The following is a 14,795-nucleotide window of genomic DNA, read 5'->3' as shown; positions in this document are numbered from 1 at the left end:
TCCCCGACGCCACCGGACCAGCCGCCGAACAGGCGGTGCTCGACCGCGTGCCCACGGGCCTCCTGGTCGACGGTGTCTGGCAGCCGGCGGCCGACGACGCGACCTTCGCCGTCGTCGACCCTTCGACCGGCGAAACACTCCTGCACATCGCCGACGCCTCACCCGAGGACGGCCGGAAGGCGCTCGACGCCGCCGTCGCCGCACGGCACGGCTGGGCGACCACGCCCCCGCGGCAGCGCGCCGAGGTGCTGCGCCGCGCGTTCGACCTGCTGCAGGAGCGACGCGAGGAGTTCGCGCTCCTGATGACGCTGGAGATGGGCAAGCCCCTGGCCGAGGCCCGCGGCGAGGTCGTGTACGGCGGCGAGTTCCTCCGCTGGTTCTCGGAGGAAGCGGTCCGGATCGGTGGTTCGTACGGCACCAACCCCGAGGGGACCGGCCGCGCCACCGTCTCGCACAAGCCCGTCGGACCCGCGTTCCTGATCACGCCGTGGAACTTCCCGTTGGCGATGGCGACCCGCAAGATCGCTCCGGCGCTCGCCGCCGGCTGCACCGTCGTCGTGAAGCCGGCCGAACTGACGCCGCTGACCACCCTGCTGTTCGCCGACCTGCTCGTCGAGGCCGGCGTGCCCGCCGGGGTGGTCAACGTCGTCCCGACCACGCACGCCGCCGACGTCTCTGCGCCCGTGATCGCCGACCCCCGCCTGCGGAAGCTGTCGTTCACCGGTTCGACGCCGGTCGGACGGACGCTGCTCGGCCAGGCGGCGCAGAACGTGCTCCGGACGAGCATGGAGCTCGGGGGCAACGCCCCGTTCCTGGTGTTCGCCGACGCCGACCTCGACCTGGCGGTGGAGGGCGCGCTCGCCGCGAAGTTCCGGAACACCGGCCAGGCCTGCACCGCCGCGAACCGGTTCCTGGTGCACGAGGACGTCGCCGACGAGTTCACCCGCCGGGTCACCGAACGGGCCGCCGCGATGCGGGTCGGCCGGGGGACCGAGGACGGCGTCGCCATCGGGCCGCTCATCGACGCCCGCGCCGTGGACAAGGCCCACCGCCTGGTCACCGACGCGGTCGAGCGCGGTGCGACGGTCCGGACCGGCGGGCACCCGGTCGACGGGCCTGGCACCTTCTACGCGCCGACCGTCCTGACCGACGTGCAGCCCGGCAGCGCGATCCTCGACGACGAGATCTTCGGGCCGGTGCTCGCGATCCGCACGTTCCGCTCCGAGGACGAGGCCGTGGCCGCCGCGAACGACACCGAGTACGGTCTGGTCGGCTACGCGTTCACCGAGGACCCGGCACGCGGGCAGCGCCTGATGGAGCGGCTCGAGACCGGCATGCTGGGGCTGAACACCGGGGTCGTGTCGAACGCCTCGGCACCGTTCGGCGGCGTGAAGCAGTCCGGCCTCGGTCGCGAGGGCGGCGGCGAGGGCATCGCCGAGTACCTCGAGACCATGTACACGCTCACCCCGGACCCGTTCCGGCACACCGACAGCACCACGACCGCACAAGGAGCAGCTCGATGATCGAGAAGGACGTCGTCGTCATCGGAGCCGGCGTCGCCGGTCTCACCGCCGCGAACCGCCTGCGCGCCGCCGGCCTGCGGGTCGCCGTGCTCGAGGCCCGCGACCGCGTGGGGGGCCGCACCTGGACGAACGACATCGACGGGGTGACCCTGGAGATCGGCGGGCAGTGGGTCTCGCCCGACCAGACCGCACTGCTCGAGACCCTCGACGAGCTCGGGCTGCAGACGTACGACCGGTACCGCGAGGGCTCCAGCGTCTACATCGACGCCGACGGCACCCGGACCGAGTACACCGGCGACATCTTCCCCCTGCCCGAGGCCACGGCGAACGAGATCGAACGGCTCGTCGCCGTCGTCGACGAGTACGTCGCGAAGGTCGACCCGGCGCGCCCCTGGGAGACCCCGGACGCGGCCGCCCTCGACGAGGTCTCGTTCCGCGCCTGGCTGCACGAGCTGAGCCCCGACCGGGTCGCGACCGACAACGTCGAGCTGTTCATCGCCGGCGCCATGCTCACGAAGCCCGCGCACGCGTTCTCGGCGCTGCAGGCCCTGCTGATGGCGGCGTCCGCCGGGAGCTTCACCAACCTGGTCGACGCCGACTTCATCCTGGACAAGCGGGTCGTCGGCGGCATGCAGCAGGTGTCCGAGCGGCTCGCCGAGCGCCTCGGCGACGACGTGCACCTGAACGCCCCGGTCCGGACGCTGCGCTGGGGCGACGGCGGGGTCGTCGCCCTCGCCGACGGCGGGATCGAGGTGCACGCCCGACAGGCACTCGTCGCGGTCCCGCCGCCCCTGTACTCGCGGATCTCGTACGAGCCGCCGCTGCCCCGACGCCAGCACCAGCTGCACCAGCACCTGTCGATGGGCTTCGTGATCAAGGTGCACGCCGTCTACGACCGCCCCTTCTGGCGTGCGGCGGGCCTGTCCGGCACCGCGTTCAGCCCGTACGAGGTCGTGCACGAGGCGTACGACAACACCTCGCACGGTTCCGAGCAGGGGACCCTGGTCGGGTTCGTCTCCGACCAGCACGCCGACGACCTGTTCGCGCTGTCGACCGAGGAACGGCGGGCCCGGGTGCTCGCCTCGCTGGCGCACTACTACGGCGACGAGGCCCTGTCGCCGGTCGTCTACTACGAGAGCGACTGGGGCACCGAGGAGTGGACGCGCGGCGCCTACGCGGCGAGCTTCGACCTGGGCGGGCTCGTCCGCTACGGCGCCGACCAGCGTGCCGCGGTCGGTCCGATCCGGTTCGCGTCGAGCGACCTGGCCGGGCAGGGGTACCAGCACGTCGACGGTGCCGTGCGCATCGGTCGCGAGGTCGCCGAGGAGATCCTGGCGGTCGTTCCGCAGACCGCTGCGACGCGGTAACCGCCTCGGTGGGTCACGGCTGGGTGACCTGTCCAGGTACTGGCGTACCCAGGCGCTCGCGCGTACCGTCCGGGCCATGAGTGACGCAGCGAACGGGTCCAGCGACCCCACGAAGGACCAGGAGCAGTACACCGAGGACCTGCCGGACGGGTCGCCCACGGGCGACGCGACGGAGGACCCGCAGCAGGACAGCGACACGGACTCCGGCGGCGAGCCCGCTGACCCGCAGCAGTAGCGGCGACCGCACGGCGGCGCGGTGGTGCGGCGGCGCGGCGGCGTGAGACGCCGGCGTGTTCGCTCGACGCCTCCACGTCAGCGAGACGCCGCCGGATCCGGCGGCGTCTCGCGCGTTCCGCGGCGTCGAAGCGTGACGACGGCGTCTTCCGGTGGCGACGTGGGAGGGGCGACCGACGAGCGGACGGGAGGCGCGGTGCCAGCTGGCACCGCGCCTCCCGTCCGTCGTGGGCCCGCTGCAACACACCGGCGTCTTGATCGGACGCCGTCCCGTCGGCGAGACGCCGGCGGATTCGGCGGCGTCTGGCGCAGACGCCGGCGTCTCCGCGTCGGTCAGCCGATGCGGATCAGCTTCTTGTTCACGAACTCGTCGGCCCCCAGGGGGCCGAGCTCGCGGCCGAAGCCGCTGCCCTTGACGCCACCGAACGGCAACTCCGGGCTGTCCGCGCCGACGATGTTCACGTAGACCATGCCGGCCGCGATCCGGTCGGCGACCCGGAGCGCCTGGTCGGCGTCGGTGGTGAACAGGTACGAACCGAGGCCGTACGGGGTGTCGTTGGCCAGGGCGATCGCCGCGTCCTCGTCGGCGACCCGGTACACGGCGGCGACGGGGCCGAAGAACTCCTCGCGGTAGGCGTCGTTGTCCGGCGTGACGTCGGTCAGGATCGTCGGCAGGAAGGCGTTGCCCTGGCGGTCGCCGCCCGTGACCACCGTCGCACCCTGCGCGACGGCGGACGCGAGCTGTTCCTGCAGCCGATCGGCTGCGGCCGGGGACGACAACGGACCGAGTTCGGCACCGGGCACGCTCGGATCCGTCGGTGCGACCGCCGACATCGCCGCGGTGAACTTCGTCAGGAAGTCGTCGTACAGGCCGTCGACCACCAGGAACCGCTTCGGGGCGTTGCAGACCTGGCCGTTGCCCTCGAGCCGGGTGGTGACGGCAGACTCGACGACGGCGTCCAGGTCGTCGGTGGACAGCACGATGAAGGGGTCCGAGCCGCCCAGTTCGAGCACCACCTTCGTCAGGTTCCGGCCGGCGATCTCGGCGACCGCGGCACCGGCGCGCGCCGAACCGGTGAGCGAGACGCCCTGCACGCGGGGGTCGGCGATGACCTCGGCGACCTGGTCGTTCGTCGCGAACACGTTCGTGTAGGCCCCGGCCGGGAAGCCAGCGTCGTGGAAGATCCGCTCGATGGCCAGGGCGGACTCCGGGCACTGCGGTGCGTGCTTCAGCAGGACGGTGTTGCCGATGACCAGGTTCGGGCCGGCGAACCGGGCGATCTGGTAGGCGGGGAAGTTCCACGGCATGATGCCGAGCACGACGCCGATGGAGGCCTTGCGGATGAACGCCGACCCCTCGGACCCGTCCGCCAGGGTGATCGGCTGGTCCGCCAGGAACTCCGACGCGTGGTCCGCGTAGTAGTCGTAGATGTCGGCGCAGAAGTCGACCTCGCCCTCGGCCTGGTCGATCGGCTTCGCCATCTCGCGCACGATCGTGGCGGCGAGCTCGGCGTGCCGCTCCCGGTACAGGTCCGCGACCCGGTGGAGCAGGGCTGCACGGTCGGCGACCGTCGTCGTCCGTGACCACTCGGTGTGCGTGCGGTCGGCGGCTGCGACGGCGTCGCGCAGCTCCGCGTCCGTGATGGTCGGGTAGGTCTCGAGGGTCGTGCCCGTGGTGGGGTCGGTGACGGCGTACATGGCGTCCTCTCGTGGTGGCCGGTCAGGCCTGGTCGGTCAGCTGCTTGTTCACACCGGTGACGGGCTGGTTCTCGTCGAAGCCCTTCGGTGCGACCCGGAAGCCCTTCGTGATGACGAGCAGGTAGACGAACCCGATCGCCGCCCACACTCCTCCTGCGATCAGGGCGTCGGCATGGAGCTGTGACCAGAGCACCCCGGTCAGGAGCATCGCGACTCCCGGCAGCACGATGTAGCGCCAGCGGTCGCCCGCCGTGTGACGGCGTCCGTTCCGGATCGCGAAGTGCACGATCACGGTGGCGTTGACGAAGGTGAACGCGATGAGTGCGCCGAAGTTGATGTAGGCGGCGATCGTGTCGAGCGAGAAGCTCATCGCCAGCAGGGTGACCGCGCCGACGAAGACGACGTTGAACACCGGGGTGTGCGTGCGGGGGTGCACGTAGCCGAAGACCCGCTTCGGCAGGACGTTGTTCCGACCCATCACCATGAGCATGCGGGCGACACTGGCGTGCGACGCGAGACCCGAGGCGAGCGCGGCGACGAACCCGGCCGACACGAGGACCGCCTGGAACACCGGACCGCCGACGAGCAGGCCGATCTGGGGGAGCGGGTCGTCGGTGAACTCGCCGAACGGTGCGTTGGTGGGGAAGCGGAGCTGGGCGAAGTAGGCGGAGACCAGGAAGATCGCGCCGCCGAGCAGGACGGTCAGCATGATCGCCTTCGGCATGATGCGGATCGATTTCGCCTCTTCCGTGTACATCGTCACGGCGTCGAAGCCGATGAACGAGAAGCACACCACCGTCGCCCCGGTGAGCAGGGCCGACATCGTCACGCCGTCGTGCACGAAGGGTTCGGCGCTGACGATCGTGCCCGCGCCGGCACCGTGGGTGAGCTCGATGACGGTGAAGACCACGAACGCGATCATCGCCAGGACCGCACCGATGAGCAGCACCATGTTCAGGTTCGACGTGCCGCGCATCGACAGGCAGATCACCGTCGTCACGAAGATCGAGTAGACGACGACGGTCACCCACGGCGGCAACCCCGGGAACACCTGCTCCAGGTAGAGCCGGATGATCAGGGCGTTCACCATGGGCAGCAGCAGGTAGTCGAGCAGTGACGCCCAGCCCACCATGAAGCCGAGGTTCGGGTGCATCGACTCCCGGACGTACGTGTACGCGGAACCGGCGGCGGGGTAGACGCGCACCATCTTCCCGTAGCTGATGGCGGTGAGCGCCATGATGACGAGGGCGATGAGGTACGCGCTCGGCACCGCGCCGTCGGTCTGCCCGGAGACGATCCCGAAGGTGTCGAACACGACCGTCGGGGTCATGTAGCCGAGGCCGAGTCCGACGATCGCCCAGAGCCCGAGGCTCCGCTTCAGCGACCCGCCGCGCACCGGTGCTGCCGGCGCGGTGACCGCGATCGGTGATGCCATGTGACTTCCCTGCTCTTGGGGCCGGGCAGCGTCGCCCGGATCAGTTCGGAGCACCATACCGACGGGTCGGCAGTGGGCGGACCGGCCGCGGTGTACAGGTGATCGGGACCCGCTGTACACCGCGGCAGTGGTTCAGGCCACCGGTTGCTGCTGTGTGATGCAGTGCAGCCCACCACCCCGCGCGAACACCTGTCTCGCGTCGATCGAGCGGACCCGTCGGCCCGGGTACGCCTCGGCGAGGATGCCCCTGGCGCGGGCGTCAGCGGCCGGGTCGCCGAAGGCGCAGGCGATCACGGCGTCGTTCACCACGACGTGGTTCACGTAGTTCCAGTCCACCGGTCCACCGTCGTCCGACAGCGTCGAGGGGGCCGGCAACTCGATGATCGTCGCGTCGGTCGCCTGCTCGAGCGCTCGCCGGATCTGGGGCATCACCAGGTGGTCCGGGTGGCCGGCATCCGGCTGGGCGTGCAGCAGGACCGTGCCCGGATCCGCGAAGGTCGCCACCATGTCGACGTGGCCCCGGGTGCCGAAGCCGTCGTAGTCGCGCGTCAGACCACGGGGCAGCCAGACCACCCGCGTGGCGCCGATCGTGCGCGCCAGCTCCAGCTCGACGCGCTCCCGGTCGGCGTACGGGTTCCGTCGCGGGTCGAGCTGCACCGTCTCCGTCACGAGCACGGTGCCGGTGCCGTCGACGTGGATCGCACCGCCCTCGTTGACGAGCAACGACGGGATCCGCGTGGCTCCCGCAGCACCGGCGACCGTGGCGGCGACCGCAGCGTCACGCGTCCACGTCGACCAGGAGTTCGCGCCCCAGCCGTTGAAGACCCAGTCGACGGCACCGAGCGCACCGGTCACGTCGTCGACGACGAACGTCGGGCCGATGTCGCGCATCCAGAAGTCGTCGAGCGGCGCCTCGAGCACGTCCACGCCGGACGACAGCAGGCGACCGGCATCCGCGCGTGCGACCGGGTCCACGACGACGGTCACCGGCTGGTGCTCACTGATCGTGTTGGCCGTGGTCGCCCATGCCATACGCGCGGCGTCGGCGCTCGCCGCGTCGTCGCCGAGCGTCAGGCCGGGGCGCGGGAACGCCATCCAGGTGCGTTCCTGCGGAGCCGTCTCGGGAGGCATCACCCACGTCATGCGCTCGCCTCGCGCCCGGTGGTGGCCGGTTCCACGGCCAGGGCTGCGTCGATCGCGTCGCGTGCGCCGTACGCGTGGCGTTCCTCGTCAACGGGGTCGACGAGCCCGGCGTACAGGTCGGGGCGCCTGGTCACGTAGAAGGGGAACAGCCGGAGCCACTCCGTCCGGGCGTCGAGGTCGAGGTCGGCGACGAGCACCACGCTCGCGTCACGGGGAGCTTCGACGAGCACGCGGCCGAACGGGTCCGAGATGAAGGACGAGCCGTAGAAGGTGATGTCGCCCTCGTCGCCCCACCGGTTCGGCACGACCATGAACTGCCCGGCTGTGATGCCGTTCGCCACGATCACCCGCTGCCAGATCGGCGCGGTGTCGAAGTCGGGGAACGTCGGTTCGGAGCCGATCGCCGTCGGGTACACGAGCACCTCGGACCCGGCGAGGCCGTAGGACCGGGCCACCTCGGGGAACCACTCGTCCCAGCAGGTCGGCAGCCCGAGGCGCGCGCTGAGTCCGGCCGGCTCGTACACGGGGAAGGCATCGTCGTCGGTCCCCGGGCGGAAGTACGTGTCCTCGTGGTAGCCGGCGCTGATCGGGATGTGGGTCTTCCGGGTCCGGCCGACCAGGGTGCCGTCGGGCGCGACGAGGACGGCGGTGTTGTACCCGCGCGGGTCGTCGGGCTGGTCGTCGTCGCCCGGTCGCTCGTACAGCGAGGCGTGCACGAACACCCCGTGCTCGATCGCCTGGGCACGCGCGAAGGTGACGGTCGGGCCGTCCTGCAGCGACTCGGCGAGGTCCTTCGGGGTCCCGCTCGCCGGGGTGTCGCCCGGGTAGCGGCGCAGCGTGAGTTCGGGCAGGAACACCGCGGTGGCTCCGTGCGCTGCGGCGGTCGCGATGCCGTCGGTGAGCTGGGCCCGGTGCTCGTCCGGGTCGGGGAGCCACCGCATCTGCACCAGGGCGACGCGGAGCGATCGGCGGGGTGCCCCGGTGTCGGCGTGCAGCGGCGACGGGAGCGAGGGTGCGGTGACGACGTCCATGCGCCATTGTTGATCGCATGGTCAACGCGCGCAACACCTTCACGCGGTTTGCCATTCACGCCGCGGGTCCTCCTTGATGAGCCGCCGTAACGGACTGCGGGCGGCCGCGAGCGCGGGGTAGTCCTGATCGAGGCTGGCAAGCAGGGCGAGCATGCCGTTGAGCCGGTGCCGGACGTCCACTTGCAGCAGGTTGTCGTGGTGAGCGACACGATTTCGGAGTCGGCGGAGCGTCTCGAGTTGGAGCCCGATCGTCTGCCGGCTGGAGTCGTTCGACGACGCACCGGGGAAGGCCGCAGACAGCGCGGCACCCCACAACAGCTGCTGGCGCGCAGGCGACTCGGATCGGGACACCGGGCGGATGAGCTTGACCCACGAACCGAACATGAGTTGAGCGACGACGTCGTCGTGGCTCGGGACGGTGCCGGATCGGGGGTGCTCCGCGTGACGGTCTGATGCCTCTTGAGCAGCTCGACTCCGGGCATCTGCCAGCTGCCGACGAAGCAACGCGTACAGCGGTTCGACCGTTGCACCCGCGGTGCTCCAATCCGGCGTGCTGCCCTTCCTGGCGTTCCACTCGGTCAATTGGAGGTCGAGAGCATTGCGCACGGCGATCTCGACGAACGCGATCTGGCCGTGGAGTGCCCCGGCCAGTTGTCCAGCCCAGAGGTACAGATCGCTCGCGCGGCCCAGATCACCGTCGGCTGCACAGAGGTAGGTCGCGAGTCGGGCAGGGCTGACCAGACGCTCCAACGCGCTCGGTTGACTGCCTGACGACGAGGCCCTAGCGTTGACGGCACGAGCGTCGGGCTTGGACCGACGTGCATACCCCGAGATCCCCCCGCTGAGCGGGGGGATCTCTGTTTCCCGGGGGTCTCGTTCCCAGGGGTCGCGGTGCATCCGGCAACGCTAGGGCTTCGGCACCACCGTGGGAATCGAACGTGCAATGGCGACGATGGTTCACGTCTCCGTGGTCAGCTGATGATGTTGACCGCGCGCGAGATGACCAGCGCCAGCAGGATGAACCCACTGAGCGCCTGGTACGCCATGATCATCTTCGCCCGGACGGTCATCGGCATCGTGTCCGTCGGGCTGAACGCCATCATGTTCGTCATCGCCACGTAGAGGTAGTCGAGGTAGACCGGCCGCCAGTCCGCGGTCTTCGGGTCGGTCTCCTGGGGGAACTGGAAGTCCGCCTCGGCCGTCGACCACAGTTCGGGGCGCCGCCGTGCCACCGGGCCTCCGCGGTCGAGCTCCCAGTAGACGAGCCCGAACACGATGATCGTGCTCACCCAGACCTGCAGCGCGGTGAGCAGCACCGCCGCACCGTCCGCGTGGCCGCCGAGCAGCTCGGTGATGGTCCGGATGACGGTGAGCTGGCTGGCGACGGTGAGCAGAGCCGCCAGTGCGAACGACAGCCACCGTGACCACGTGGTCTCGCGCGTCAGACGCCGCGGGTTGAAGACGATGAGCGGGGCGAGCAGCAGGACGCCCAGGACGGGCACCACCCACGACGGGAAGAACAGCACCTCGTCGGGCAGGAACAGGCTCAGCGCCAGGTTCACCAGGACCGCGACGGCGACCGGTGCCCGGTGTTCGTGTCGCGGTCGGGTCCTCGTCGGGGTCACGGAGCGAGTGTCGCACGGGCCGACACCCGCGGGGGTGTGGCGCTCAGGGCGTGGACAGCGGGTCGGCGAGCGAGAGCGGCTCGACCTGGGTGCCGAGCAACCGCCCGGCTGCCCGCAGCCCGGACAGCAGCGCACCGTGCACCGTCGCCGGGTCGTCGCTCCACGTGGCCTCGCCGGCGAGCTGCACCCGGCCGGACGGGGTACCGAGCAGGTCGTGGTCGTCGGGTGACGCCCCGACGTGCAGGTACGAGTACGAGCCCCGCGAGAACGGGTCCTCGGCCCACCGGGTGATCCGGAACGCCTCGGGCTGGGGGACGGACGGGCCGAACATCCTCCGCAGCGCCGCCACCCCCTCGTCGACGACCATGGCGTCCGGCAGGGTCTCGAGCCGACGGGCTCCGGCGCCACCGACCAGGGCGGCGAGCACCGGCGCACCGGTCACCCGGGACATGTCGTACCAGGAGTGCCAGTCGACCCCGGCGGACCCCTGCTGCCGGACCACCCACGAGTCGCCCCAGAACCGTGTGGGGAACCGCAGGAACACCTTGTCGTAGGTGCCCATCCCGAGCCGGTCGAGCGCTCCGGTCACCGGCGCGGACAGGGGCGGGTCGAAGACCACGTCGCCGGCCTGCAGCACCCCGAGCGGCACGGTGACGACGACCTGCGGCGCGACGACGGTGGTGCCGTCGGCGAGCCCCACCGTCACCGAGTCGTCGGCCTGGGTCACCGACCGCACGACCGACCACAGCCGGACGTCGAGCCCCTCGGCCAGCGCGCGGGCGTACTGGGCGTAGCCACCGGGGAACACCACCTCGTCGCCCGGGACGTGCTCCTCGTCGAGTCCGTGCGCGTCGAGGACGGTCACGGGGGCACCGCAGAGGTCCTCGGAGCGGTGGGCCGTGTACTCGCGGACCCGTGCGGCCCGGTCGCCCTGCCACCGCAGCGACCGCAGCACGGTGTCGACGGCGGCCGCGTAGGTCGAGGGCGGGGGCGCTTGCGCGACGACGGCGTCGAGGGCCGCGTCGACGGTGTGCAGGTCCGCGACGAACGCCGACGTGTCCTCGGCGGAGAGTGCGGCGCCGGACGGGTCGTGCCACGCGATCGGTCGGCCGTCGAACTGGAAGCTGCCGACCGTGAACTCGACGGTGTCGATGCCGAACCGGGGTGCCAGGGCCCAGAGCGGGTTGCCGTCGATCCCGTGGATCCACGAGGCACCGAGGTCGACCGGCACCCCGAGTGACGAATCGGTCCAGGTGCGCCCGCCGATCCGGTCGCGGGCCTCGAGCACGACGACCCGCTGCCCGCCGAGTGCGAGCGCCCGGGCGGCGGCGAGCCCGGCGATCCCCGCCCCGACGACCACGACGTCGGCGTCGAGACCAGCAGCCATCAGTGCCCTCCGGTCAGTGGTGCCATCAGCCGGGCCGCCAGACTCGGCCGCCCGGTCAGCGCTTCTTCGCGGTCGGCCAGGTCGGTCGCGACGAGTCCCGCGTTCGCGCCGAGGAACCGCAGCGGCTCGGGCTCCCAGTCGGGCGATCGGTGGTTCACCCACGGCAGTGCGGTCAGTGCCGTCGACTCCCCACGCACGAGGTCGGCGAGGGTCCGTCCGGCCAGGTTCGTCGTCGACAGACCGTCCCCGACGTACCCGCCGGCGCTGCCGACGTGTCCGTCCCAGGTCACCGAGGCGCACCAGTCGCGCGGCACCCCGAGCGGGCCGCCCCACCTGTGGGTGACCGGGGCGTCCGCGACGACCGGGAACAGGTCGACCAGGGCCTTCCGCAGGTGCTCGAAGACCCGCGGCACGCGGTCGTACCCGGGTGTGATCGAGGATCCCCAGTGGTAGCGGGCTCCGCGGCCGCCGAACGCCAGCCGGTCGTCGGCCGTGCGCTGCCCGTACACGAGCAGGTGCCGGTAGTCGGAGAACGTCTGCCCGTGCTCGAGCCCGATGCGCTCCCACGCGGACGCCGGCAGCGGGGCCGTCGCGATCATGAGCGAGTACAGCGGCAGGATCCGCCGCTTCGTCTGCTCCAGCTGGGCACCGTAGCCCTCGACCGCGATCACGACGGCGCCCGCCGTCACGGTGCCACGCGACGTGACCACACGCCCGCGATCCCAGGACGAGACGGGCGTGTGCTCCGCGATCCGGACGCCACGGGCCTCCAGGGCGGCCGCGAGGCCACGCACCAACGCGGCGGGCTGCACGCGCGCGCAGTCCGGGGTCCACGCGACCCCCGCCGATCCGGCGGCGTCACCCGGTCGAGCGGCCCGCCACGTCACGTCGTCGCCCCAAGTCGCGGAGGACGCGACCTCGTCGTGGGCGGCGCGCTCCTGCACGGCGGAGCGTGCGTACAGGACGGTCCCGCCCTTCACGTAGTCGCAGTCGACCTCGGCTTCGGACGCTGCGCGACCGACCTCGTCGACGGTGTCGCGAATGGCGGCCCGCAACGCGAGCGCGGCGTCGCGCCCGTGCTCCTCGGCGATCGCCGAGGCGGACCGCGGGAACAGCGCCGAGCACCAGCCGCCGTTGCGACCGGACGCGCCGAAGCCGGCGATCTCGCGCTCCAGGACGACGATCTGGAGGCCCGGGTCGGCCTGGTGCAGGTACCAGGCGGTCCAGAGACCCGTCAGTCCACCGCCCACGATCGCGACGTCGGCCGTCGTGTCGCCGTCGAGCGGCGGCCGGGGCGTCAGGTCGTCGCGTCCGGTGGACGCGAGCTGGTCGAGCCAGAACGAGACGCCCCGGTAGCCGCTCACGGTCAGATCTTCGTCCAGGCCTCGGACAGGACACTGCGCAGGATCGACGTCATCTCGCGGAACTCCGGCTGCCCGATCGTCAGCGGCGGTGCGAGCTGCACGACGGGGTCACCGCGGTCGTCGGCCCGGCAGTACAGCCCCGCGTCGAACAGCGCCTTCGACAGGAACCCGCGCAGCAGCCGCTCGGACTCGTCGTCGTCGAAGGTCGTCTTGGTGGCCTTGTCCTTGACGAGCTCGATGCCGTAGAAGTAGCCGTCACCGCGGACGTCCCCGACGATCGGCAGGTCGAGCAGGGTGTCGAGCTCGGCACGGAAGAGCGGGGCGTTCTGCTGCACGTTGGTGAGCAGCCCCTCTTCCTCGAAGATGTCGAGGTTCTCCATCGCGACGGCGGCCGACACCGGGTGCCCGCCGAACGTGTAGCCGTGGTAGAAGGTCGTGTCCCCCTTGGAGAACGGCTCGAACAGTCGGTCGCTGATGATCGTCGCGCCGATCGGGGAGTACCCGGAGGTCATCGCCTTGGCGCACGTGATCATGTCCGGCACGAAGCCGTAGGTGTCGCAGGCGAACATCGTGCCGATCCGGCCGAACGCGCAGATGACCTCGTCCGAGACGAGCAGCACGTCGTACTCGTCGCAGATCTCGCGCACCCGCTGGAAGTACCCGGGCGGCGGGGTGAAGCAGCCGCCGGAGTTCTGCACCGGCTCGAGGAACACCGCGGCGACGGTGTCGGGGCCCTCGAACTCGATCATCTCGCGGATCCGCTCCGCCGCCCAGAAGCCGAACTGCTCCTCGGTGCCCCCGGGGAAGCCCATCTCCTCGGCGCGGTACGAGTTCGTGTTCGGCACCCGGAAGCCACCGGGGGTCAGGGGCTCGAACATCTCCTTCATCGCCGGGATGCCGGTGATCGCCAGGGCGCCCTGCGGGGTGCCGTGGTAGGCGACCGCCCGGGAGATCACCTTGTGCTTCATCGGCTTGCCCTGGAGCTTCCAGTAGTACTTCGCGAGCTTGAAGGCGGTCTCCACCGCCTCGCCGCCGCCGGTGGAGTAGAAGACCTTGTTGAGGTCACCGGGGGCGTGCTCGGCCAGCCGGTCGGCGAGCTCGATCGCCGCGGGGTGCGCGTACGACCAGATCGGGAAGAAGCTCAGCGTCTCCGCCTGCTTCGCGGCCATCTCGGCCAGGCGCTTCCGCCCGTGCCCGGCGGCGACGACGAACAGGCCGGACAGCCCGTCGATGTACTCCTTGCCGTGGCTGTCGTAGACGTGGTGGCCCTCGCCGCGCACCATGATCGGCACGTCGGCGCCGGCCTGGTTCGCACCGTGCCGGGCGAAGTGCATCCACAGGTGGTCCCGGGACTTCCGCTGCAGGTCGGCGTCGTCGACCGGTGCGAACGGGTCGTACGAGCCGAGGCGGGTGGGCTGTTCGGTCTTCTGGTCGGAGATGGTCATCGCGTTCCCCAGTCGTAGAGCTGTTTGCGGAGTTGCAGGTAGACGAAGGTCTCGGTGCCGGCGACGCCCGGGATGGCCCGGATGGTGCCGTTGAGCAGTTCGATCAGGTCGTCGTCGTCCTCGCACACGACCTCGACCATCAGGTCGAAGCTGCCGGCGGTCATCACGAGGTAGTCGACCGCCGGCAGCTGCTCCAGGGCATCGGCGACGGTTCGGGTGTCGCCGCTGACCCGGATGCCGATCATCGCCTGGCGGTGGAAGCCCAGTTGCATCGGGTCGGTGACCGCGACGATCTGCATGACGCCGGTCTCGGTCAGCTTCTGCACGCGCTGCCGGACCGCCGCTTCACTGAGACCGACGGCCTTGCCGATCTCGCCGTACGGGCGGCGCCCGTCCGCCTGGAGTTGTTCGATGATCCGTTTCGAGGTGTCGTCGATCGGTCCCGGACGTCGTGGTGCTGCCGCCATGCCGGACAGCATGGCAGCGAGGTTCGGGGTGCGCAAGGGATTCCGTTGTGAACACCGTGTTTCGCGACGATTTCCG

13 protein-coding genes are annotated in these 14,795 nt (G+C 71.0%); 3 read left to right on the top strand and 10 right to left on the bottom strand.

All coding sequences use genetic code 11. The annotated features are described in order from the left end of the window. Positions 1-35: 35 nt before the first annotated feature. The 3 genes from DEJ04_RS00685 to DEJ04_RS18295 all read left to right on the top strand — a co-directional run bounded on the left by DEJ04_RS00685 (position 36) and on the right by DEJ04_RS18295 (position 3,125). Complete coding sequence (locus DEJ04_RS00685) at positions 36-1,523, top strand: NAD-dependent succinate-semialdehyde dehydrogenase (RefSeq protein WP_111045935.1); 1,488 nt, start codon at positions 36-38, stop codon at positions 1,521-1,523. Further along, entirely contained in the window at positions 1,520-2,890 is a 1,371-nt protein-coding gene (locus DEJ04_RS00680; protein ID WP_111045680.1) for an NAD(P)/FAD-dependent oxidoreductase, read from the top strand. Before DEJ04_RS00685 ends, DEJ04_RS00680 begins: the two co-directional genes overlap by 4 nt. 76 nt (positions 2,891-2,966) lie before the next feature. Further along, positions 2,967-3,125 (top strand): hypothetical protein, encoded by a 159-nt coding sequence (locus DEJ04_RS18295; RefSeq protein WP_155896911.1) that lies wholly within the window; start codon positions 2,967-2,969, stop codon positions 3,123-3,125. Between the two features lie 332 nt (positions 3,126-3,457). Here the strand turns inward: DEJ04_RS18295 and DEJ04_RS00675 are convergent, their stop codons facing one another. From DEJ04_RS00675 to DEJ04_RS00630, 10 genes are all read right to left on the bottom strand, one after another. Then, positions 3,458-4,822 (bottom strand): NAD-dependent succinate-semialdehyde dehydrogenase, encoded by a 1,365-nt coding sequence (locus DEJ04_RS00675; protein WP_111045679.1) that lies wholly within the window; start codon positions 4,820-4,822, stop codon positions 3,458-3,460. Between the two features lie 22 nt (positions 4,823-4,844). Continuing rightward, on the bottom strand, positions 4,845-6,257 hold the full coding sequence (locus DEJ04_RS00670; protein ID WP_111045678.1) for an APC family permease: 1,413 nt from the start codon (positions 6,255-6,257) through the stop codon (positions 4,845-4,847). Between the two features lie 132 nt (positions 6,258-6,389). Continuing rightward, the gene (locus DEJ04_RS00665; protein WP_111045677.1) at positions 6,390-7,400 is read right to left on the bottom strand and encodes an agmatine/peptidylarginine deiminase; all 1,011 of its coding nucleotides are present in this window, start codon (positions 7,398-7,400) and stop codon (positions 6,390-6,392) included. Beyond that, the gene (locus tag DEJ04_RS00660; RefSeq protein WP_111045676.1) at positions 7,397-8,431 is read right to left on the bottom strand and encodes a nitrilase-related carbon-nitrogen hydrolase; all 1,035 of its coding nucleotides are present in this window, start codon (positions 8,429-8,431) and stop codon (positions 7,397-7,399) included. Before DEJ04_RS00660 ends, DEJ04_RS00665 begins: the two co-directional genes overlap by 4 nt. A gap of 39 nt (positions 8,432-8,470) precedes the next feature. Beyond that, positions 8,471-9,181 (bottom strand): Abi family protein, encoded by a 711-nt coding sequence (locus DEJ04_RS00655; RefSeq protein ID WP_181433006.1) that lies wholly within the window; start codon positions 9,179-9,181, stop codon positions 8,471-8,473. 221 nt (positions 9,182-9,402) lie between these two features. Beyond that, positions 9,403-10,056, bottom strand: a complete 654-nt coding sequence (locus tag DEJ04_RS00650; RefSeq protein WP_111045675.1) for a DUF1345 domain-containing protein — start codon at positions 10,054-10,056, stop codon at positions 9,403-9,405. A 43-nt stretch (positions 10,057-10,099) separates the two neighbouring features. Further along, positions 10,100-11,443, bottom strand: coding sequence for an NAD(P)/FAD-dependent oxidoreductase (locus tag DEJ04_RS00645; protein ID WP_111045674.1), 1,344 nt, complete (start codon positions 11,441-11,443; stop codon positions 10,100-10,102). After that, a complete protein-coding gene (locus DEJ04_RS00640) occupies positions 11,443-12,807 on the bottom strand; it encodes an FAD-binding oxidoreductase (RefSeq protein ID WP_111045673.1) in 1,365 nt (454 codons plus the stop codon). The genes DEJ04_RS00645 and DEJ04_RS00640 overlap by 1 nt, the downstream gene beginning before the upstream one ends. Before the next feature lie 2 nt (positions 12,808-12,809). Then, entirely contained in the window at positions 12,810-14,252 is a 1,443-nt protein-coding gene (locus DEJ04_RS00635) for an aspartate aminotransferase family protein (RefSeq protein WP_111045672.1), read from the bottom strand. Next, complete coding sequence (locus DEJ04_RS00630; protein WP_035809531.1) at positions 14,249-14,731, bottom strand: Lrp/AsnC family transcriptional regulator; 483 nt, start codon at positions 14,729-14,731, stop codon at positions 14,249-14,251. The genes DEJ04_RS00635 and DEJ04_RS00630 overlap by 4 nt, the downstream gene beginning before the upstream one ends. Between the last annotated feature and the right edge of the window lie 64 nt (positions 14,732-14,795).

This window comes from Curtobacterium sp. MCLR17_044 (assembly GCF_003234435.1).
GTDB lineage: Bacteria > Actinomycetota > Actinomycetes > Actinomycetales > Microbacteriaceae > Curtobacterium > Curtobacterium flaccumfaciens.
Note: the sequence above shows the minus strand (reverse complement) of the source record. Positions and strands in the feature narration are given on the sequence as shown.